Source organism: Pseudomonas fakonensis (genome assembly GCF_019139895.1).
GTDB lineage: Bacteria > Pseudomonadota > Gammaproteobacteria > Pseudomonadales > Pseudomonadaceae > Aquipseudomonas > Aquipseudomonas fakonensis.
The window spans coordinates 3613739-3631809 of the sequence record NZ_CP077076.1 but is presented as its reverse complement, the minus strand read 5'-3'; the positions used below and the strand labels follow the sequence as shown (position 1 = coordinate 3631809).

Sequence of the window (18071 nt, the reverse complement as noted above, 5' to 3'; positions counted from 1 at the left end):
AGGCCGCCACGCAGGGCGCAACTGGCAAAAATGATGGGTGGCAAAGCGCCACGCCGGTCAATCGCGGTAGAAGGTCTGCACCAGGTGGTAGCCGAACTTGCTCTTGATCGGCCCGTGCACCACGCGCAGGGGCTTCTTGAAGATCACCTGGTCGATGGCGCCCACCATCTGGCCGGGGCGCACTTCGCCCAGGTCGCCGCCGCGCTTGCCCGAAGGGCAGGTGGAGAACTTTTTGGCCAGCACGTCGAAGGCTTCGCCATTGGCGATACGCTGCTTGAGCTTTTCGGCTTCTTCAGCGGTCTTGACCAGGATGTGGCGGGCTTGGGCTTTCATGGGGGAGGTACCTGTGCTGCGGGGTGAAAAAGGGCGACATTATGCCTGATGTCGGGTGGTCAGGGGCTTCAAGGCTGGTTGAGTGGTGGGAGCTACTGCCTGGTGCTGGCTGTGGCGGCCTCATCGCCGGCAAGCCGGCTACAGATGGCTTGCAGGTTCGCTGGTGATTGCTGCGGGCTGCCAGCGCGTTGATTCAATGGCGCAGCAGCCGCTGCCTGACGCAGTCCTTGGCCTGCAGTGCCAGCCCATCCAGCCGTTCGTCGCGCAATTGCTCGGCCTCCATCATTGCCTCATCACCATGCTGCTTGAGCAGGTAGGCATGGATCTGCATCACCTCGACGGTCTGGTAGATCGGGGCAATGTCCAGCCGCCCGATCAACGCACCGCTGGCCTGGCCGGTGCTGCTCATCAGCACTTGCGGCCCGGCGCTGGCGACCACCTGCAGGCCCATGGCCTCGAACCAGGGCACCTGGTTGGCGAAGGTGCTCAGTTCGACGCAGGCAAAGCGTGCGCGCAGGTCATCCAGCAGGCCCTGGGCGATGCCTTGGCGGCGATGGCTGGCGCTGACGGCGAGGTAGGCGAGGGCGCACGCCTGGGGGTCGTCCTGTGCCGGCAGCGCCAGGGCGAAGCCCAGCAGTTGGTCCGGGGCCTCGGCGTCCAGCGCGAGAATTACTTGCACCGCCAGGCCGCGGGTACCGTCCAGGGCCATCAGGTATTGGTGTACCTCAAGCCCCACGCCGTACTGGTACAGCGGGTAGAGCGGGTTGTCCTGGCTGATGGCGACACTGCTGAGCTGGCCGACATGGTCGATCACCAACTGACGGATCTGGCTCTGGAAGGATTCTGGCGGAACGCCGTCGAGGCGGCGGAGGATGAACATCTCGGGGTGGGCTCCGGGTGGGGGCGGTGTACGGGGTGGGCATTCTACCTGCTAAGTGGCTGGGGTGCGTATTTGCCTGTCGGTGTTTGCTGGCGGGGGATTGGGGGTTGTGTGGGGGCGGGTATATTGTGGTGGGGTGTTATCGTTTGTTGATTTGATTTGATTTGATTTGATTTGGTTGGTTGGTTGGTTTTGAAAGTTGTAGGCGCATTCATTATTTGTAGTGACGCTTATTCACCTTTCCGCCCTTACGGCGGCTCACTTTTTGAAGCCCGGAGCGCCGGCCGATCAAAAGTAAGCAAAAAATGCTCGCTCCATTCATCCGGCCCCTGCGCTGCGCTCCGGGGTACCCTCACTCCGGGCTTGCTCCGGGGGTACGCGCCGACGGGCCGTCCCTGGCCCGATCGGCGCTCGACCGGCATCCATGCCGGTCGCCCCCCTACGCAATCCCGCAGTGAAGCCTCCTGAAGTCGCGAAGTTAGTGGCGGCGCCTGTAAGTACGCAGCTCGGTCGCTAGTTGCCACCGTGGGAACTCAGGATTGAATCGCGGGGCAAGCCCGCTCCCACGCTGTAACTGCGTACAAATATCTAAAGTGGGAGCGGGCTTGCCCCGCGATGGCGTCAGAGCAAACAACATATCAACAACAATCAAACCAACATCCCAGCTCTTGATCTTGATCTTGATCTTGATCTTGATCTTGATCTTGCTTCTAAGCGCGCAATAGCCCAGGCAACACAAATCGCGACTTCAGGAGGCCGAGCGTAGGGCTTGCGTAGGAGGGCGACCGGCATGGATGCCGGTCGAGCGCCGATCGGGCCAGGGACGGCCCGTCGGCGCGTACCTCCGGAGCAAGCCCGGAGCGAGGGGACCCGGAGCGAAGCGTAGGGCCGGATGATGGGAGCCAGCGTTTTTTGGTTACTTTTTGTCGCGTTTGACAAAAAGTGACCCGCCGTAAGGGCGGAAAGGTGACGAAAAGCGCATATCGTCAATGAATGCGCATACATCTCCGAAAGCAATCACCCATAAAGCCCCGAACCCGAACCCGAACCCGAACCCTAAACCCCCGCCAACACCAAATCCAGATTCTGCACAGCAGCCCCCGAAGCACCCTTGCCAAGGTTGTCAAACACCGCCGTCAACAACACCTGCCCATGCTCGGCATTGGCAAACACCGCCAAACGCAAATCATTGCTGTCGTTCAACACCTGCGGGTCCAGCGCCGCCGCGGGCCCATGCTGGTGCAACGGCATCACCTGCACATGCTTCGCGCCCTGGTAATGCTGCTCAAGGCACGCCTGCAACTGCTCGGCACTCACCCCCGGCAACAGCCGCAGCTGCAGCGGGATGCTCAGCACGATGCCCTGGCGATAGTGCCCGTAGCCCGGCACGAACACCGGCCGCGCACTCAGCCCGGCATGCTGCTGGATTTCCGGCACATGCTTGTGCGCCAACTCCAGCCCATACAGCTGCAACGCAGGCAGGTAGCCGTCGCCAGGTTGCTCATGACGCTCCACCGCTGCGCGGCCACCGCCGGAATAGCCAGAAATAGCATGGATGCTCAGCGGATAGTCCGCCGGCAGCAGGCCTGCCTTTACCAGCGGACGCAACAGGGCGATGGCCCCGGTGGGGTAGCAGCCCGGGTTGCTGATGCGGTTGCTGCGGGCGATCCGTTCGGCCTGCTGCTGGTCCAGCTCCGGCAGGCCATACACCCAGCCCGGGGTGGTGCGGTGCGCAGAACTTGCATCTATCACCCGAACCGCCGGGTTGCGCAGGGTCGCCACCGCTTCGCGGGCGGCGGCGTCAGGCAGGCACAGCAGGGCGATGTCGGCGCTGTTGATGGCCTCGGCGCGGCGTACCGGGTCTTTGCGTTCGGCCTCGGGCAGGGTGAGCAGGCGCAGGTCGTGGCGGCCGTGCAGGCGAGCGTGGATCTGCAGGCCGGTGGTGCCTTGGTCGCCGTCGATGAAGACAAGTGGCTGGTGCATGGGGGGTGTCCGTGGTGAAGGGGAGTAGGGCTATCCTCGCTTGCCGCTGGACGAAAGAAAATTTGAATATAATGATCACAACATTCATAAATCCTGAATAAAACCCTGTAGGAGCCGGCTTGCCGGCGATAGGGCCGTCAGCCCCGGCACAAGGCGCAGGCTTTTGCCTGCAGGCCCGCCCTCATCGCCGGCAAGCCGGCTCCTACAGGGGCTTGAGGTTACGTCCACATGCGCGAAATCAGCCTCGACCGCCTGCGTACGCTAGTGGTAATTGCCGACCACGGCTCGTTCGCCGACGCTGCCCGCCAGCTCAACCTGGCACCCCCCACCATCAGCCTGCATGTGGCCGAGCTCGAAGCCCGCATTGGCGCGCCGCTGCTCAACCGCACCCGCGGGCATGTGCGGCCCACGGCCATCGGCGAAACCCTGCTGGCCCGTGCCCGGCGCCTGCTGGCAGATGCCGACCAGGCGCTGGACGAAGTGCGCCGCCAGGTCGAAGGCCTGACCGGGCGCGTGCGCCTGGGGGCCTCCACCGGCGCCATCGCCCACCTGCTGCCCCAGGCCCTGCAAGCCTTGCGCGTGGAACACCCGGGGATCGACGTGCAGGTACAGGTGCTCACTTCGCAGGCGTCGCTTTCGCAACTGCGTGACGGCAGCCTGGATATCGGTCTGGTGGCGCTGCCCCAGGTGGCGGGCAAGGGCTTGAAGCTGACCCCCTGGCGGCGCGACCCGATCGTGGCCTATCTGCCCGCCGACTGGCAGCCACCGGCGCGGGTTTCCCCGGCCTGGCTGGCCGGGCGGGCGTTGATCTTGAATGACAGCAGCACGCAGCTGTCGCGGGTGACCTCGGAATGGTTCGCCGCGGCAGGGTTGTACCCCGAGGCGCGTATCGAGCTGAACTACAACGATGCGATCAAGAGCCTGGTGGCGGCGGGGTACGGCGCGACCTTGCTGCCCCAGGAGGGCGAGGTGCAGCAGCACGACCCGCGTATCGTGCGCCGGCCGTTGCGGCCAGGGCTGTGGCGCCAGTTGGGCATCGCCTGCCGGGATGGCGAGGTGGAGCGGGCTATCGGGCACGTGCTGGCGGCGTTGGCCAGGTTACGCTAGCCCCCAGCAGGCACCGCTGGGCTGAAGGCCGCGCGGCCATTGGCTTGCGCAACTATCCTTGTGGCTGCGCCAAGGCCATCTACAACAAGGTGCGGGGCAAGTAGCGCCAGGCACTTGACCAACTGGCATGGGCTTTGTGGGAGCGGGCTTGCCCCGCGATCGGATGGCACCGGCTACGCCGGTATCGCGGGGCAAGCCCGCTCCCACGTGTCTTTCACCGCATGCACTTGAAGGCTTTGCGTCGCCTCACGCGCGGCGCTGTTGTAAGCTCCCCCCGCACCTCGACAACCGGCGCCCCCGCCAACACCGCACAAGGATTGCAGCATGCCTTTCGAACTGGATGACCGCCTGGTAATCGGTGTGGCCTCAAGCGCGGTGTTCGACCTGAGCGAGTCGGACGCGGTATTCCGCCGCGACGGCGAGGCGCAGTACCGCAAGTACCAGGAGCAACACCTGGATGTGCCGTTGGGCAAGGGCATCGCCTACCCGTTCATCAAGCGCCTGCTGGCGCTCAACGACCTGCGCGACGACCCCGAGGACCCGCTGGTGGAGGTGGTGCTGCTGTCGCAGAACGACCCGGACACCGGGCTGCGGGTGATGAAAACCATCAATCACTACGGACTGAACATGACCCGGGCGATTTTCACCCAGGGCCGTTCCCCTTACGAGTACATCCCGGCGCTGAACATCGCGCTGTTTCTGTCGGCCGACAAGCAGCACGTGGACGCCGCCATTCAGGCCGGCTACCCCGCCGGGCAGGTGCTCGACTCGCAGTTCGACGATGACGAGAGCGACGACAACCTGCGCATCGCCTTCGACTTTGACGGCGTGCTGGCGGGGGACGAGTCGGAGGCGGTGATGCAGGCGGGTGGCCTGGGCCGGTTCCATGCCCACGAGGTGAAGAACGTCGCCCAGCCGCACAACCCCGGGCCGTTGAAGGAATTCTTCGTACGCATTGCGCGCATTCAGGCGGCAGAGGAGCAGTACAAGCTGGCCTACCCTGACTACGCCAACCGTCTGCGGGTGTCGATCGTTACCGCGCGCAACGCGCCGTCCCACGAGCGGGCGCTGAATACCCTGAAAAGCTGGGGGGTGATGGCCAACGATGCGTTCTTCCTCGGCGGCATCGAAAAGCGCCGGGTGCTGCAGGTGCTCAAGCCGCACATCTTCTTCGACGACCAGTCGGGGCATTTGAAGAGCACCAGTACCGTGGTGCCTTCGGTGCATGTGCCGTTCGGGGTGACCAACCGGTTGGGGTGAAGCTGCACCAAGTCTACATACGGTAGCCTGTAGGAGCGGCCTTGCGCCGCGAAAGGGCCGCAGCGCGGCCCCGGCAATCTATGCTCCACGTTGAAATCCTGGGGCCGCTGTGCGGCCCTTTCGCGGCGCAAGGCCGCTCCTACAGGAGTCGTGCAAGCCTATCGAGAGATCTATCAGAACCAGCGATCGTTACGCTTGCGCCCACGGCTCAGCGCCGGCAGGATCAGCCCCGCCAGTAACCCGGCCCCGGCGATGCTGCCGCCGTATACCATGTAGCGCATCATCACCTGCTTGTTCTCGTCACCCAGGCGCGCCTGCACATCGCGCAGGCTCGACTGCGACTGTTCGAGCTGCTCGTTGAGCCCCTTGTTGCGGGTTTCCAGCTCGTCGATCAGCGCCTTGCGCGAGTCCAGCGTCTCCTGCATGCCCTGCACGCGGCTCTTCCAGCTGTCGTCGATGGTCTTCAGTTGCCCCGACAGCTCCGCCACCTGCTGGTCCAGCTGCGGCAGGCGTTCGTTCTGGCCGGGGACCGCCTGCAGGTCGCTGGTGAGGATCCATACCAGGTCGCCGCTCTGGCCGCGCACCTGGCTGTAGTTGCCCTGGCTGGTCAGCAGGCTGACCTTCTGCCCCGACTTGAGGGTACCGACGATACGGTGGCCGTCGGTGGGGCCGCTGCGGACATAGGTGCTCAAACTGTCGCTGACCCAACGCGCGTCGCTGGCGGCTTCTTCGGCATGGGCGGGGGCGGCGAGGGCGATCAGGGCGGCGATCAGGCCGCTGCGCAGGGCGGTGAGGGCGAGGGGGGCAGGCTGGGTGTTGGGCATGGTGGTCTTCGCAGAAACTGGGCAAATGAAGGCCCGATGGATGGGCCGATGAACCGGTCGGGTGAATTGACCGTCAGCCAAAGACCGCATTTTTGTAGGCAGGTTCACTGCCTGGCGTAGGAAATGCCCTCAGAGTGTTGCCGAATGTACACGCCAACGAAAACGGGGCAGGCCATCGCTGGCCTGCCCCGTCGGTGTTGCAAGGTGCGCCTCAGGCGACTTTGATGATCCACCCAGCCGGTGCCTCGATGTCACCGCTCTGGATGCCAGTCAGCTCGTTGTAGAGCTTCTGGGTAACCGGGCCGACCTTTTCCAGGTCGTGGAACACGTGCAGCTTGCCGTTGTACTCGATGCCGCCGATCGGGGTGATCACCGCCGCGGTACCGCAAGCGCCGGCTTCGATGAAGCGGTCCAGCTTGCTGATTTCGACGTCGCCTTCGATCACGTTCAGGCCCAGGCGCGATTGCGCCAGTTCCATCAGCGACAGGCGGGTGATGCCGGGCAGCACCGAGGCCGATTTCGGGGTGACGAACTCGTTGTTGGCGGTGATGCCGAAGAAGTTGGCCGAACCGACTTCTTCGATTTTGCTGTGGGTCAGCGGGTCCAGGTAGATGGCGTCGGCGAAGTTGGCTTTCTTCGCTTCGGCGCCCGGCTGCAGGCTGGCTGCATAGTTGCCGCCGACCTTGGCTGCGCCGGTGCCCTGCGGAGCGGCGCGGTCGAAGCTGGAAATCTGGAAGTTGTGCGGCTTCATGCCGCCCTTGAAGTACGAGCCTACCGGGATGGCGAACACCGAGAAGATGAACTCTGGGGCGGTGCGCACGCCGATGTTGTCACCGGTGCCGATGACGAACGGGCGCAGGTACAGGGCGCCTTTGCCGTGCGGCGGGACGAACTTCTCGTTGGCCTTGACCACCTGCTTGCAGGCCTCGATGAACACGTCGGTCGGTACGTGCGGCATCAGCAGGCGGGCGCAGCTGCGCTGCATGCGCGCGGCGTTCTGGTCGGGGCGGAACAGGTTGATCGAACCGTCCTTGCAGCGGTAGGCCTTGAGGCCTTCGAAGCACTGCTGGCCATAGTGCAGGGCGGTGGAGCCTTCACTGATGTGCAGCACGTTGTCTTCGGTCAGGGTGCCTTTGTCCCACTCGCCGTTGCGCCATACGGACAGGTAGCGCTTGTCGGTCTTGATGTAGTCGAAGCCCAGCTTGTCCCAGTTAATGCTTTCGTTGCTCATGACACCCTCATTGCTCAACGCCCGAACACGGCGGGCTGCTTTTATATGCGCACCCCGCCACCTTAATACATCCCGGGCCGATCGGAAACGTCCAGTCACAGAATCCGCCGGGCGTAGAGGCCCGCGTCAGTCATTGTCGCGATGGCGATTACGATGAACGAACAGGCCAGAGCCTGTGCAGACCAGAAATGGCACCCATATGAACCACTCCACGCCCAGGTACAGGCCTTGGGGCAGGAAGCTCCAAGCCAGCACACCGGCGCCAAGCAGGGCCAGCCCGGCCCATTTACGTACCTTTGCAGCGCGAAGGTTGTGATGGAGCATGGCTGCTGCAAGCGTGAGCAGCGCTGCCGTGATGAAGGTTTTCTCGAATTGCACAGCGGCTTCCCTTTCGTTGCGTGGGCCTGTTTCCCTGAGGCCGGACAGTGAAAGGTTTTTGCTGTTGAGCGAATGGCCTTGTTTCCGAAGTGGCTGTGAGAATTTTCTGTAGTTCAGGGCGCTGCGAACATAGGGAACGGCCTTGTGCTGCCTGTACTGGCCTCATCGCCGGCAAGCCGGCTCCTATGGAACAAATCACAACTCGTTGATTTAACGAAGATTCTGTGGGAGCGGCTTTAGCCGCGAACACCGGCGAAGCCGGTGCCATCCAGCGCGGCGCCTGCTTCGCGGCTAAAGCCGCTCTCACAGGTACAGCGCTTGGTTCTGGCTTCGCGCGATCCTGTAGGAGCCGGCAAGCCGGCTCCTACAGAGGGCGCGGGCGCGCTTGCGGCCGCAGTTCCCTGCGCGACAGCGCAGCCCGAAGGGCTGGGTGATCTCCTACAGGCGATTGGCAGCGTCAACGCAGCCGCCGGTTCCAATCCCCGCCCTGGTCGCGCCAGCAGGCCTCTTCACTGTCGAAACGCACATGCCAGGCCACATGGTCGAGGTGGATGCCGGCCTCCATCAGCGCCTGTTCGGTCAGCTCGAGCATGCGTGCCTTGGCCTCGCCGGCCAGCGCCTCGGCTTTGGCCGTGTCGTCGCTGAACACCCAGGTAATGCGTAGGCTGGCGGGGAAGTCGTCGAGGTCGACCCGGTGGGTAAGCCAGGCAAAGCCGACGATCTCGGCCTGGGCGGTGGTGCAGGCGTCGGTCAGGCAGGCGACCATCTCCCGCTCCTGGCGCGCGAGTGCGCGCTTGTTGCCGGCCATCAGGCAATGGCCCCGTACAGGCAGGGGGTGGCGCTGCAATGGTGCATGAAAACTCCCGGTGGGCCTAATCGAAGGGCGGCAGTTTAGCGCTGTCGGCACCGCTCTGGGGCGACTGTTTGTCCCGCATTTGCGCAGCTCTCCACACAGTCAAACAACCGTTTGCATCCATGTAGGAAAATTCATTCAGATTAATCCTACGACTTGGCCTGCAACCTGCAACATCCCGTTCGACAATTTTGATCGAACGGTCAGCCAGCAGCTCTGGCGCGGTGCCTCAGGCGCCGCGGCATGGCGGGCAAGGCCAAGGTTTACAGGGGTAGGGCATGGGGTTGCCGGAACAAATCGGCGCACAAGAGCAGCAGGCAGGCTGGAGTGCGCACCTGCGGTTGCGCTTTGTGTTGCGCGACGGCGTGACCCGCCTTGGTGCGCGTCACCACCATGGACCCCTTTTGGTGCAGCGCCCCTTCTACCCGGAAGGCGCGCCATGCCATGTGTATGTGCTGCATCCGCCCGGCGGCATCGTCGCCGGTGACCGCTTGGAGCTGGACATCCACCTGGAGCCCGGCAGCCACGCGCTGCTGACCATGCCCGGGGCGAGCAAGTTCTACCGCAGCATCGGCCCCACTGCGCAGCTGGCCCAGCGTTTTCACCTGGCCGCCGGCAGCACGCTGGAGTGGCTGCCCCAGGACAGCATCTTCTTCAATGGCGCCCGCGCGAGCCTGGCCAGCCGATTCAGCCTGGAGCCCGGTACCCGCCTGCTGGCCTGGGAGACTCTGTGCCTGGGCCGCCCGGTGATGAACGAGCGCTTCGAGCAAGGCGCGCTGGACAGCCTGCTGCACATCGAAATGCCCGGTGACCCTGGCCTGCACGAGCGCTTGCGCATCGACGGCGGGCAACTGGCCAAGGTGGGCGACCACCCGCTACTGGCCACCTTCTGCGCCGCACCGGCTACGCAGGCCGTGCTGGACCAGGTGCGCGAGGTGCTCGACACGCTGCCCACGCCAGCCGGCGCCACCCTGCTGGGCGAGCTGCTGGTGATCCGTCTGCTCGACCACGACAACCAACACCTGCAACACAACCTGCAGCGCCTCTGGCACCTGCTGCGCCCGGCCGTGCTCGGCCTGGCGCCGTGCCCGCCGCGCATCTGGGCCACTTGAGAGAGCCATCATGGAGCTGACCCCGCGAGAGAAAGACAAACTGCTGCTGTTCACCGCCGCGTTGCTGGCGGAACGGCGCCTGGCCCGTGGCCTGAAGCTCAACTACCCGGAAGCGGTGGCGCTGATCAGCGCCGCGGTGCTCGAGGGGGCCCGCGATGGCCGCAGCGTCGCCGAGCTGATGAGCCTGGGCCGCGAAGTACTGGTGCGCGAGCAGGTGATGGACGGCGTACCCGAGATGCTCCACGACGTCCAGGTCGAAGCCACATTCCCCGACGGCACGAAGCTTGTGACCGTGCATGACCCCATCGTCTGAGGTGCAGCCCATGATCCCCGGAGAAATCCAGGTCGCCGCCGGCGACATCGAACTCAACGTTGGCCGCGCCACGCTCAGCGTCAGCGTGGCCAACCACGGCGACCGGCCGGTGCAGGTCGGCTCGCACTATCACTTTTTCGAAGTCAACGATGCGCTGGTGTTCGAGCGCGCAGCGACCCTGGGCTTTCGCCTGGACATCCCGGCCGGCACCGCAGTGCGTTTCGAGCCGGGCCAGTCGCGCACCGTGCAACTGGTGGCCTACGCCGGCAAGCGTGAGGTGTACGGCTTTCAGGGCAAGGTAATGGGCGCGCTGGAGGGCCTGGCATGAGCCGTATTTCCCGTCGGGCCTACGCCGACATGTTCGGCCCCACCGTGGGCGACCGCGTGCGCCTGGCTGATACCGCGTTGTGGGTGGAGGTCGAGAAGGACTTCACCGTCTACGGCGAAGAGGTCAAGTTCGGTGGTGGCAAGGTGATCCGCGACGGCATGGGCCAGGGCCAGATGCTCGCAAGCAAAGCCATGGACCTGGTGCTGACCAACGCCCTGATCATCGACCACTGGGGCATCGTCAAGGCCGATATCGGCGTCAAGCACGGGCGCATCGCCGCCATCGGCAAGGCCGGCAACCCCGACGTGCAGCCGGGTGTGACCGTGCCGGTGGGGCCGGGCACCGAGGTGATCGCCGCCGAAGGCAAGATCGTCACCGCAGGTGGTATCGACTCGCACATTCACTTCATTTGCCCGCAGCAGGTCGAAGAAGCGCTGACCAGCGGCGTGACCACCTTTATTGGCGGCGGCACGGGGCCGGCCACCGGCACCAATGCCACCACCTGCACCCCGGGCCCCTGGTACCTGGCGCGTATGCTCCAGGCTGCCGACAGCCTGCCGATCAACATCGGCCTGCTGGGCAAGGGCAACGCCTCGCGCCCCGAAGCGCTGCGCGAGCAGATCGCCGCCGGTGCCGTGGGCCTGAAGCTGCACGAGGACTGGGGCTCGACCCCGGCGGCCATCGACTGCTGCCTGGGTGTGGCCGAAGAGATGGATATCCAGGTGGCGATCCACACCGACACCCTCAACGAGTCGGGCTGCATCGAGGACACCCTGGCCGCCATCGGCGACCGCACCATCCACACCTTCCATACCGAAGGTGCCGGCGGCGGCCATGCCCCGGACATCATCCGCGCGGCAGGGCAAGCCAACGTGCTGCCGTCGTCGACCAACCCGACCCTGCCGTACACGGTCAACACCGTCGACGAGCACCTGGACATGCTCATGGTCTGCCACCACCTGGACCCAAGCATTGCCGAGGACGTGGCCTTCGCCGAGTCGCGCATCCGCCGCGAGACCATCGCCGCCGAGGACATCCTCCACGACATGGGCGCCTTTGCCATGACCTCGTCCGACTCCCAGGCCATGGGCCGGGTAGGCGAGGTGGTGCTGCGCACCTGGCAGGTGGCGCACCAGATGAAGCTGCGCCGCGGCCCGCTGGCGCCGGACACCGCCTACAGCGACAACTTCCGGGTCAAGCGCTACATCGCCAAGTACACCATCAACCCGGCGCTGACCCACGGCATCGCCCACGAGGTGGGTTCGGTGGAGGTGGGCAAGCTGGCCGACCTGGTGCTGTGGGCCCCGGCGTTCTTTGCGGTCAAGCCGGCGCTGGTGATCAAGGGCGGCATGATCGCCACTGCGCCCATGGGCGATATCAACGGCTCGATCCCTACCCCGCAACCGGTGCACTACCGGCCCATGTTCGGCGCCCTGGGTGCGGCGCGCCATGCCACGCGCATGACCTTCCTGCCCCAGGCTGCTCTGGACCGTGGCCTGCCCGAGCAATTGAAGCTGCAGAGCCTGATCGGCCTGGCCCATGGATGCCGGCAGGTGCGCAAGGCGCACATGCTGCACAACACCCTGCAACCGGTGATCGAGGTGGATTCGCAAACCTACCAGGTGCGTGCCGACGGTGAGCTGCTGGTGTGCGAGCCAGCCACCGAACTGCCGCTGGCGCAGCGTTATTTCCTGTTCTGAAGGCTTGAAAGTGGGGGCGTGAGGGCGGGCCTGCCCCGCGATCACCGGCAGCGCCGGTGCCAACAATCGCGGGGCAAGCCCGCTCCCACGGTGCCTATCGTTGCAAGCCGGTTTTTTTGTAAGGAGTGAACATGATCGTACTGACCCGCAGGCTCACTGAAGCCGCCGCGGTAACCGGCAGCGTCACCTTGAGTGTCGACAGCCGCATCAAGAGCCGTTTGCGCGTAACCCTGGACGACGGCCGCGAGGCCGGCCTGATGCTCGAGCGCGGCCACCTGCTGCGTGGCGGCGAGCTATTGGCCGACACCGAGGGCAGCCAGGTGATCCGTGTGCTGGCCGCCCCGGAGGCGGTGTCCACCGTGCGCTGCGCCGACCCGCACCTGCTGGCCCGCGCCGCCTACCATCTGGGCAACCGCCACGTGCCGCTGCAGATCGAGCCGGGGCTGTTGCGCTACCAGCATGACCACGTGCTGGACGACATGCTGCGCGGCCTGGGCCTGAACGTGGACGCCGAACAAGCCCCCTTCGAGCCCGAGGCCGGCGCCTACCAGAGCGCCGCGCACAGCCACAGCCACAGCCATGAGCATGGCCACGACCACCCGTTCGTGCGCCTGCCAGCCCATTCCTGAACTGCCTTGGAGACAACAATGAAAAAGACCCTCGCCCTGATGCTGCTGATGGTGGCCGTACCGGCCTTCGCTCACCCCGGCCACGATGCCAACCCGCTGCAGGATGGCCTGCTGCACCCGCTGACCGGCCTCGATCACCTGCTGATGCTGCTGGGCACCGGCGTGCTCGCCGCCCTGACCGGGCGCACCCTGGCGCTGCCCCTGGCGACCCTGGCGGCGATGTTCGGCGGCGCGGTGTGCGGTCACCTGTTCGGTGACGTGCTGGGCATGGAGCAGATGATCACCGGCTCCCTGCTGGTGGCCGCCGCCGCCATGCTGCTGCCCAGCCGCCAGGTGCTGCTGGCGCTGATCATGCCGGTGTTCGCGCTGTTCCACGGTTGGGCCCATGGCGTTGAAGCCACCCCCAGCGCGTTCTGGCAGTTCAGTGCAGGTTTTGTCACCGTCAGCGGCCTGTTGCTGGCTGCAGGCTTTGGCATCGGCTGCGCGCTGCGCCGCCATGCCGGCCTGCAGAAGGCCTTCGGCGGCGGTCTGCTGGCCGGTGCAGCCGTGCTGCTGGCCGGTTGATGAACAGCGACCTGGCGCTGCTGCGCCTGCTGCAACTGGCCAGCCCCGGCCTGCCGGTGGGTGGCTTCACCTACTCGCAGGGCCTGGAGTGGGCGGTGGAGGCCGGCTGGGTGCGCGACAGCGCAAGCTTTGCTGCCTGGCAGCGCGAGCAGTTGCACGACACCCTCGGCTGCGTCGACTGGCCGGTGCTGGCGCGGCTGTACCAGGCCAGCCAGTCCGGTGATGCCGATGCCTTCGCCCGCTGGAGCCGCTTCTTGCTGGCCAACCGCGAAACCGCCGAGCTGCGCCTTGAAGAGCAGCAGCGCGGCAGTGCCCTGGCGCGCATGCTCGATGGCTGGCAACTGGGCCATTCTGCCCCATGGCGGCCAAGCCTTGAGCTCAGCCAGCTGGGCGGCATGGCCTGGCTCGGTGCGCACTGGGCCATCCCGCTGCGCCAGCTCGCCCTGGGCCTCGGCTTTGCCTGGTTGGAGGGCGCGGTGATGGCGGGGGTGAAGCTGGTGCCGTTCGGCCAGCAGGCTGCCCAGACCTTGCTGCGTGACCTGGGCGCCGAACTACCCGCTGTGCTCGACCACGCTTTGACGCTTGAAGACCACCAGCTCGGTGGCGGGCTGCCGCTGCTGGCCATTGCTTCGTCACGCCACGAAACCCAATACACCCGTTTGTTCCGTTCCTGAGGACTGCCAGATGGAAAACTACCAGCAACCCCTGCGCGTCGGTGTCGGCGGCCCGGTCGGGTCGGGCAAGACCGCGTTGCTCGAATGCCTGTGCAAGGCCATGCGCGACCACTACCAGATCGCCGTGGTGACCAACGACATCTACACCAAGGAAGACCAGCGCATCCTCACCGAGGCCGGGGCGCTGGAGCCCGAGCGCATTGTCGGTGTCGAGACCGGCGGCTGCCCGCACACGGCCATCCGCGAAGATGCCTCGATGAACCTGGCGGCGGTGGAAGCCCTGGCGCGCAAGTTCGGTAACCTCGAGGTGATCTTCGTCGAAAGCGGTGGCGATAACCTCAGCGCCACCTTCAGCCCCGAGCTGGCGGACCTCACCGTGTACGTGATCGATGTCGCCGAAGGCGAGAAGATCCCGCGCAAGGGCGGGCCGGGTATCACCAAGTCGGACTTCCTGGTGATCAACAAGACCGACCTTGCGCCCTATGTGGGGGCTTCGCTGGAGGTGATGGAGCGCGATACCAACCGTATGCGGCCGCAGCGGCCCTGGACCTTCAGCAACCTGAAAAAGGGCGAGGGGTTGCAGGCGGTGATCGATTTCATTGTCGAGCGCGGGATGCTTGGGGTCAGGGGCTGACAGCGCAGCCAGGCCGCCAGTTGCATTTGTGGGGGCTAGAATCGCAATCGCCGGCTTGCCGGCGATAGGGCCTTTGGCCTTCAAACCAGCACCTCCACCCGGTTACGCCCGTTCTGTTTGGCCTTGTACAGCTGTTCGTCGGCCTGCTTGAGCAAGGTTTCGGCAAGTGCCGTGTCGGCCTGCCGGCAAGCCACGCCAATCGACAGGGTGAGCTTGCCGACATGGGGTGTATCGGCCATTTCCACCGCTTCGCGGATGCGCTCGGCAATCTGCCGGGCGTCATCCAGGCCAGTATCGGCCAGCAGCAGGGTGAACTCCTCGCCACCCACCCGGCAGGGCAGGTCCTGCTGGCGTGCGCTGCGCCGCAGCAGCTCGGCCAGGTGCTGCAGCACCTCGTCGCCGGCATCGTGGCCGTAGGTGTCGTTGACCCGCTTGAAGTGGTCGATGTCCAGTGCCAGCACGGCGAACTGCCGGTCGCTGTCCATCAGCTCGTCCAGTGCTGCCTGCAGCACCCTGCGGTTGGCAAGGCCGGTCAGGGCGTCGCTTTCGGCCTGTTGGCGCAACTTGCCGAAGCGCTCCTGCAACAGCCGCTCGCCCGCCAGCAGGGCGCTGCGAATGGCGGCGGCCTCGGCGTACCAGGCGTCTACCCGGTGCAGCGGTTCGGCAGGCTCACCGGCGGCAATGCGCAGGGCGCTGTCGGCCAGCTGGCGCAGCGGCAGGGTCAGGCGGTAGGTCATCCACAGCATCAACAACAGGCCGAGCACGCTGGCCGGCAGAATGTACAGCAGCACCTTGCGCGTCAGTTCGCGCAGCGGCGCCAAGGCATGCTCGCGGGGTTGCTGGGCGACCACCGCCCAGTGCGCATCGGTTACCGGGGCGAAGCCTGAAAGCATGGGAATGCCGATGTAGTTGGGCGCCGCCAGGGTGCCGTTTTCGCCGCGCAGGGCCGCTTCGATGGTCGGGCTGCCGCTGGCCTTCGCGCCGATGCGCGTGGCGTCGGGGTGGTAGAGCAGGCGGCGGTTGGCGTCGGCGACGAAGGCGAAGGTGCCGTCCTGGGTGTAGTGCGCGGCGATGGCGGTGTGCAGGCCGCTGTCCTTCTTGAGGAACACCGAGCCGGCAACGATGCCGAGGAACCGGCCATCCCTGGCGAACACCGGTTCGGCAACCAGCACTACCAGGTTGTTGCCGCGCGAGGTATAGGCCGGGCTGATGGTGGGCCGCTGTGCGGCCAGGGCCTGCTGCAGTTGCGGCGAGTGGTGGCTGTGGCTTGCGACTTGGGCGATATCGGGATAGGCCACCCGCACCTGGCCATCGGCACCCATGATGACGATGGAGTTGAAGTCCTCGTCCTGGGCCTGCAGCAGTTTGGCCTGGGTCTGCAGCAGGCTGGCGTCGTCGAAGTGCTGGCCCAGTTGCGTGGCGCTGTAGTGCAGGCGGCTCTGCGCCGAGCGCAGGAACTCATCGATGCTCGAGGCCACTTTGTTGGCATAGGCCAGGTTGGTCTGCAGCGAAAAGTGCACCAGGGCATCGTGCTGCACCCGGTAAGCAACGTACAGCACGTTGCCCAGGGTGGCCAGGCAGGCCAGCACGACAATGGCGAGCACCAGGGGGCGCAGGTGAAACAGCGGCAGGCGTCTGGGCATGGCGGTCCTTCGGCATGGGGGGGCGGCACAAGTATGGCTGCTTCGGCGTAAAGTGCCGCCCGGGCGGCACTTGGCATGCCCATTACAAAAAATTAGAATCACTCGCATTTACAACTCACAGCCGTGTAGCGCCTCAATGACCGACTCAAGCCCAGCACCTGAAATGGCCGTAGACGCGCTCTATCGCCAGCACCGTAGCTGGCTGCACAGCTGGTTGCAGCGGCGCCTGGGTGACAGTTGGGCCGCCGCCGACCTGACCCAGGACACCTTCGTGCGGGTGCTCGCCGCCCAGCAGGCCCAGGCGTTACCCAGCCTGCGCGAACCCCGGGCTTACCTGCTGACCGTGGGTCGGCGCTTGCTGGTCAACCATTTCCAACGCCGCGACCTGGAGCGTGCCTACCTCGATGCCCTGGCCAACCTGCCCGAGGCACTGGTGCCGTCGCCCGAGCAGCGCTGGCTGTTGCTGGAAACCCTGCACGCCCTCGATGAATTGCTCGATGGCCTGCCGCGCCCGGTGCGCCAGGCCTTCCTCTGGTCGCAGCTCGAAGGGCTGGGTTATGCCGCCATCGCCGAGCGCTTGCAGGTCAGCGAGCGCACGGTGAAGCGCTACATGGCCCAAGCCTACGAGCATTGTCTGTTGGTGGAGCTGTGAGCGAGCAGGCCCGCTTGCTCGCCCGGGAGGCGGCGCAGTGGCTGGCGCTGCAGGATGCCGGTGAGCTGAGCGCCGAGCAGGCGGCCGAGCTTGGCCGCTGGCGCCAGCGCAGCGCCGCCCACGAAGCGCTGTGGCAGAAGGCCGAAGGCCTGCGCCGACGTTTTGCCGAGGTGCCGGCGCCCTTGGCGGTGGCCTGCCTCGACCGGCCTGACCCGGGCCGGCGCCGCCTGCTGGGCCAGGCGCTGGCCGTAGGTGGCCTGTTACCGCTGGCCTGGTTGGGTTACCGGCAACTGCCGGTTGCCAGCTGGCGCGCCGACTTGCGCACGGCTACGGGTGAACGCCGTGGGCTGACCCTACCGGATGGCACCCGGTTGCAACTGAATACCGCCAGTGCCGTGAACCTGGACTTCGCCCAAGGGCGTCACCGCTTGCAACTGGTGCAGGGCGAGATTGCCGTGGACGGCAGCGGGCCTGTGCAGGTTGAGGTTGAGCAAGGGCTGTTGCAGGCCTGGGGCGCAGCTTTCTGCGTACGCCTGGACGGCGGGCGCTGCGAGGTCGCGGTCAGCCGTGGCCAGCTTGATGTGCAACCGTTGGCCGGCGCCACAATGCGCCTGCGGGCAGGGCAGCGGCTTTCGTTCGGCGTCACCGGTGCCCATGCCAGTGAAACCTTCGATGTGCAGTTGCCGGGCTGGCAACAGGGCCTGCTGCTGGCTGACAACCAGCCACTGGGCCAGTTGCTGCGCGAACTGCGCCGCTACCGCCCGGGCCTGTTGCGCTGGGACCCGGCACTGGAGCGCTTGCGGGTGACCGGCACCTTCCAGCTTGACGATACCGACCGCATCTTCGCGCTGCTGGCGGCCAGCCTGCCGCTGCAGGTGCACTACCGCACCCGCTACTGGGTGTCGCTGGCGCCGCGCCAGCTGGCGGGCTGAACGCCGAACGGACGCGCGCCCTGTAGGAGCCGGCTTGCCGG

General features: G+C 65.8%; 20 protein-coding genes. 12 read left to right on the top strand and 8 right to left on the bottom strand.

Features of this window, described 5'->3' with window-relative positions; all coding sequences use genetic code 11:
- Window positions 1-57: 57 nt before the first annotated feature.
- From KSS94_RS16000 to argC, 3 genes are all read right to left on the bottom strand, one after another.
- Window positions 58-333 carry a peptidylprolyl isomerase gene (locus KSS94_RS16000; RefSeq protein WP_133323846.1) on the bottom strand — a complete coding sequence of 92 codons (276 nt, stop codon included), beginning with the start codon at window positions 331-333 and terminating at the stop codon, window positions 58-60.
- Between the two features lie 193 nt (window positions 334-526).
- Window positions 527-1213, bottom strand: coding sequence for a GNAT family N-acetyltransferase (locus tag KSS94_RS15995; RefSeq protein ID WP_217839070.1), 687 nt, complete (start codon window positions 1211-1213; stop codon window positions 527-529).
- 1056 nt (window positions 1214-2269) lie between these two features.
- Window positions 2270-3196, bottom strand: a complete 927-nt coding sequence (argC, locus tag KSS94_RS15990; RefSeq protein WP_217839069.1) for an N-acetyl-gamma-glutamyl-phosphate reductase — start codon at window positions 3194-3196, stop codon at window positions 2270-2272.
- A 228-nt stretch (window positions 3197-3424) separates the two neighbouring features.
- Here argC and KSS94_RS15985 point away from each other — a divergent pair, with 228 nt between their 5' ends.
- Both KSS94_RS15985 and KSS94_RS15980 read left to right on the top strand, forming a co-directional pair.
- Window positions 3425-4303 (top strand): LysR family transcriptional regulator, encoded by an 879-nt coding sequence (locus KSS94_RS15985; RefSeq protein WP_217839068.1) that lies wholly within the window; start codon window positions 3425-3427, stop codon window positions 4301-4303.
- Between the two features lie 324 nt (window positions 4304-4627).
- On the top strand, window positions 4628-5563 hold the full coding sequence (locus KSS94_RS15980; protein ID WP_217839067.1) for a 5'-nucleotidase: 936 nt from the start codon (window positions 4628-4630) through the stop codon (window positions 5561-5563).
- Window positions 5564-5736: 173 nt separating this feature from the next.
- Here the strand turns inward: KSS94_RS15980 and KSS94_RS15975 are convergent, their stop codons facing one another.
- The 4 genes from KSS94_RS15975 to KSS94_RS15960 all read right to left on the bottom strand — a co-directional run bounded on the left by KSS94_RS15975 (window position 5737) and on the right by KSS94_RS15960 (window position 8807).
- A complete protein-coding gene (locus tag KSS94_RS15975) occupies window positions 5737-6387 on the bottom strand; it encodes a TIGR04211 family SH3 domain-containing protein (RefSeq protein WP_217839066.1) in 651 nt (216 codons plus the stop codon).
- A gap of 211 nt (window positions 6388-6598) precedes the next feature.
- Window positions 6599-7618: a branched-chain amino acid aminotransferase gene (locus KSS94_RS15970; protein WP_217839065.1), complete on the bottom strand. Its 1020-nt coding sequence runs from the start codon at window positions 7616-7618 to the stop codon at window positions 6599-6601.
- Window positions 7619-7744: 126 nt separating this feature from the next.
- Entirely contained in the window at window positions 7745-7996 is a 252-nt protein-coding gene (locus tag KSS94_RS15965) for a hypothetical protein (RefSeq protein WP_217839064.1), read from the bottom strand.
- A gap of 457 nt (window positions 7997-8453) precedes the next feature.
- A complete protein-coding gene (locus tag KSS94_RS15960) occupies window positions 8454-8807 on the bottom strand; it encodes a hypothetical protein (RefSeq protein WP_217843613.1) in 354 nt (117 codons plus the stop codon).
- Window positions 8808-9127: 320 nt separating this feature from the next.
- Here KSS94_RS15960 and KSS94_RS15955 point away from each other — a divergent pair, with 320 nt between their 5' ends.
- From KSS94_RS15955 to ureG, 8 genes are all read left to right on the top strand, one after another.
- A complete protein-coding gene (locus KSS94_RS15955; protein ID WP_217839063.1) occupies window positions 9128-9961 on the top strand; it encodes an urease accessory protein UreD in 834 nt (277 codons plus the stop codon).
- 10 nt (window positions 9962-9971) lie between these two features.
- Entirely contained in the window at window positions 9972-10274 is a 303-nt protein-coding gene (locus KSS94_RS15950; RefSeq protein ID WP_217839062.1) for an urease subunit gamma, read from the top strand.
- 10 nt (window positions 10275-10284) lie between these two features.
- On the top strand, window positions 10285-10602 hold the full coding sequence (locus KSS94_RS15945) for an urease subunit beta (protein ID WP_217839061.1): 318 nt from the start codon (window positions 10285-10287) through the stop codon (window positions 10600-10602).
- On the top strand, window positions 10599-12302 hold the full coding sequence (gene ureC / locus KSS94_RS15940; RefSeq protein WP_217839060.1) for an urease subunit alpha: 1704 nt from the start codon (window positions 10599-10601) through the stop codon (window positions 12300-12302). The genes KSS94_RS15945 and ureC overlap by 4 nt, the downstream gene beginning before the upstream one ends.
- 131 nt (window positions 12303-12433) lie before the next feature.
- Window positions 12434-12931, top strand: coding sequence for an urease accessory protein UreE (gene ureE / locus KSS94_RS15935; protein ID WP_217839059.1), 498 nt, complete (start codon window positions 12434-12436; stop codon window positions 12929-12931).
- An 18-nt stretch (window positions 12932-12949) separates the two neighbouring features.
- Window positions 12950-13495, top strand: coding sequence for a HupE/UreJ family protein (locus tag KSS94_RS15930; RefSeq protein ID WP_217839058.1), 546 nt, complete (start codon window positions 12950-12952; stop codon window positions 13493-13495).
- Window positions 13495-14169: an urease accessory protein UreF gene (locus KSS94_RS15925; RefSeq protein WP_217839057.1), complete on the top strand. Its 675-nt coding sequence runs from the start codon at window positions 13495-13497 to the stop codon at window positions 14167-14169. The genes KSS94_RS15930 and KSS94_RS15925 overlap by 1 nt, the downstream gene beginning before the upstream one ends.
- Before the next feature lie 10 nt (window positions 14170-14179).
- Window positions 14180-14803, top strand: coding sequence for an urease accessory protein UreG (gene ureG / locus KSS94_RS15920; protein ID WP_217839056.1), 624 nt, complete (start codon window positions 14180-14182; stop codon window positions 14801-14803).
- A gap of 80 nt (window positions 14804-14883) precedes the next feature.
- On the opposite strand, the gene KSS94_RS15915 is transcribed toward ureG, so the two are convergent.
- Window positions 14884-16446, bottom strand: a complete 1563-nt coding sequence (locus tag KSS94_RS15915) for a GGDEF domain-containing protein (RefSeq protein WP_217839055.1) — start codon at window positions 16444-16446, stop codon at window positions 14884-14886.
- Window positions 16447-16582: 136 nt separating this feature from the next.
- Here KSS94_RS15915 and KSS94_RS15910 point away from each other — a divergent pair, with 136 nt between their 5' ends.
- Window positions 16583-17098 (top strand): sigma-70 family RNA polymerase sigma factor, encoded by a 516-nt coding sequence (locus KSS94_RS15910; RefSeq protein ID WP_217839054.1) that lies wholly within the window; start codon window positions 16583-16585, stop codon window positions 17096-17098.
- Window positions 17095-18030: a FecR domain-containing protein gene (locus KSS94_RS15905; RefSeq protein WP_225935798.1), complete on the top strand. Its 936-nt coding sequence runs from the start codon at window positions 17095-17097 to the stop codon at window positions 18028-18030. The genes KSS94_RS15910 and KSS94_RS15905 overlap by 4 nt, the downstream gene beginning before the upstream one ends.
- The last annotated feature ends 41 nt before the right edge of the window (window positions 18031-18071 follow it).

What these genes read in the sequence shown, in the direction of transcription:
- KSS94_RS16000 (WP_133323846.1), bottom strand. Translation starts at nt 333, where the DNA reads ATGAAAGCCCAAGCCCGCCACATCCTGGTCAAGACCGCTGAAGAAGCC.
- KSS94_RS15995 (WP_217839070.1), bottom strand. Translation starts at nt 1,213, where the DNA reads ATGTTCATCCTCCGCCGCCTCGACGGCGTTCCGCCAGAATCCTTCCAG.
- argC (WP_217839069.1), bottom strand. Translation starts at nt 3,196, where the DNA reads ATGCACCAGCCACTTGTCTTCATCGACGGCGACCAAGGCACCACCGGC.
- KSS94_RS15985 (WP_217839068.1), top strand. Translation starts at nt 3,425, where the DNA reads ATGCGCGAAATCAGCCTCGACCGCCTGCGTACGCTAGTGGTAATTGCC.
- KSS94_RS15980 (WP_217839067.1), top strand. Translation starts at nt 4,628, where the DNA reads ATGCCTTTCGAACTGGATGACCGCCTGGTAATCGGTGTGGCCTCAAGC.
- KSS94_RS15975 (WP_217839066.1), bottom strand. Translation starts at nt 6,387, where the DNA reads ATGCCCAACACCCAGCCTGCCCCCCTCGCCCTCACCGCCCTGCGCAGC.
- KSS94_RS15970 (WP_217839065.1), bottom strand. Translation starts at nt 7,618, where the DNA reads ATGAGCAACGAAAGCATTAACTGGGACAAGCTGGGCTTCGACTACATC.
- KSS94_RS15955 (WP_217839063.1), top strand. Translation starts at nt 9,128, where the DNA reads ATGGGGTTGCCGGAACAAATCGGCGCACAAGAGCAGCAGGCAGGCTGG.
- KSS94_RS15950 (WP_217839062.1), top strand. Translation starts at nt 9,972, where the DNA reads ATGGAGCTGACCCCGCGAGAGAAAGACAAACTGCTGCTGTTCACCGCC.
- KSS94_RS15945 (WP_217839061.1), top strand. Translation starts at nt 10,285, where the DNA reads ATGATCCCCGGAGAAATCCAGGTCGCCGCCGGCGACATCGAACTCAAC.
- ureC (WP_217839060.1), top strand. Translation starts at nt 10,599, where the DNA reads ATGAGCCGTATTTCCCGTCGGGCCTACGCCGACATGTTCGGCCCCACC.
- ureE (WP_217839059.1), top strand. Translation starts at nt 12,434, where the DNA reads ATGATCGTACTGACCCGCAGGCTCACTGAAGCCGCCGCGGTAACCGGC.
- KSS94_RS15930 (WP_217839058.1), top strand. Translation starts at nt 12,950, where the DNA reads ATGAAAAAGACCCTCGCCCTGATGCTGCTGATGGTGGCCGTACCGGCC.
- KSS94_RS15925 (WP_217839057.1), top strand. Translation starts at nt 13,495, where the DNA reads ATGAACAGCGACCTGGCGCTGCTGCGCCTGCTGCAACTGGCCAGCCCC.
- ureG (WP_217839056.1), top strand. Translation starts at nt 14,180, where the DNA reads ATGGAAAACTACCAGCAACCCCTGCGCGTCGGTGTCGGCGGCCCGGTC.
- KSS94_RS15915 (WP_217839055.1), bottom strand. Translation starts at nt 16,446, where the DNA reads ATGCCCAGACGCCTGCCGCTGTTTCACCTGCGCCCCCTGGTGCTCGCC.
- KSS94_RS15910 (WP_217839054.1), top strand. Translation starts at nt 16,583, where the DNA reads ATGACCGACTCAAGCCCAGCACCTGAAATGGCCGTAGACGCGCTCTAT.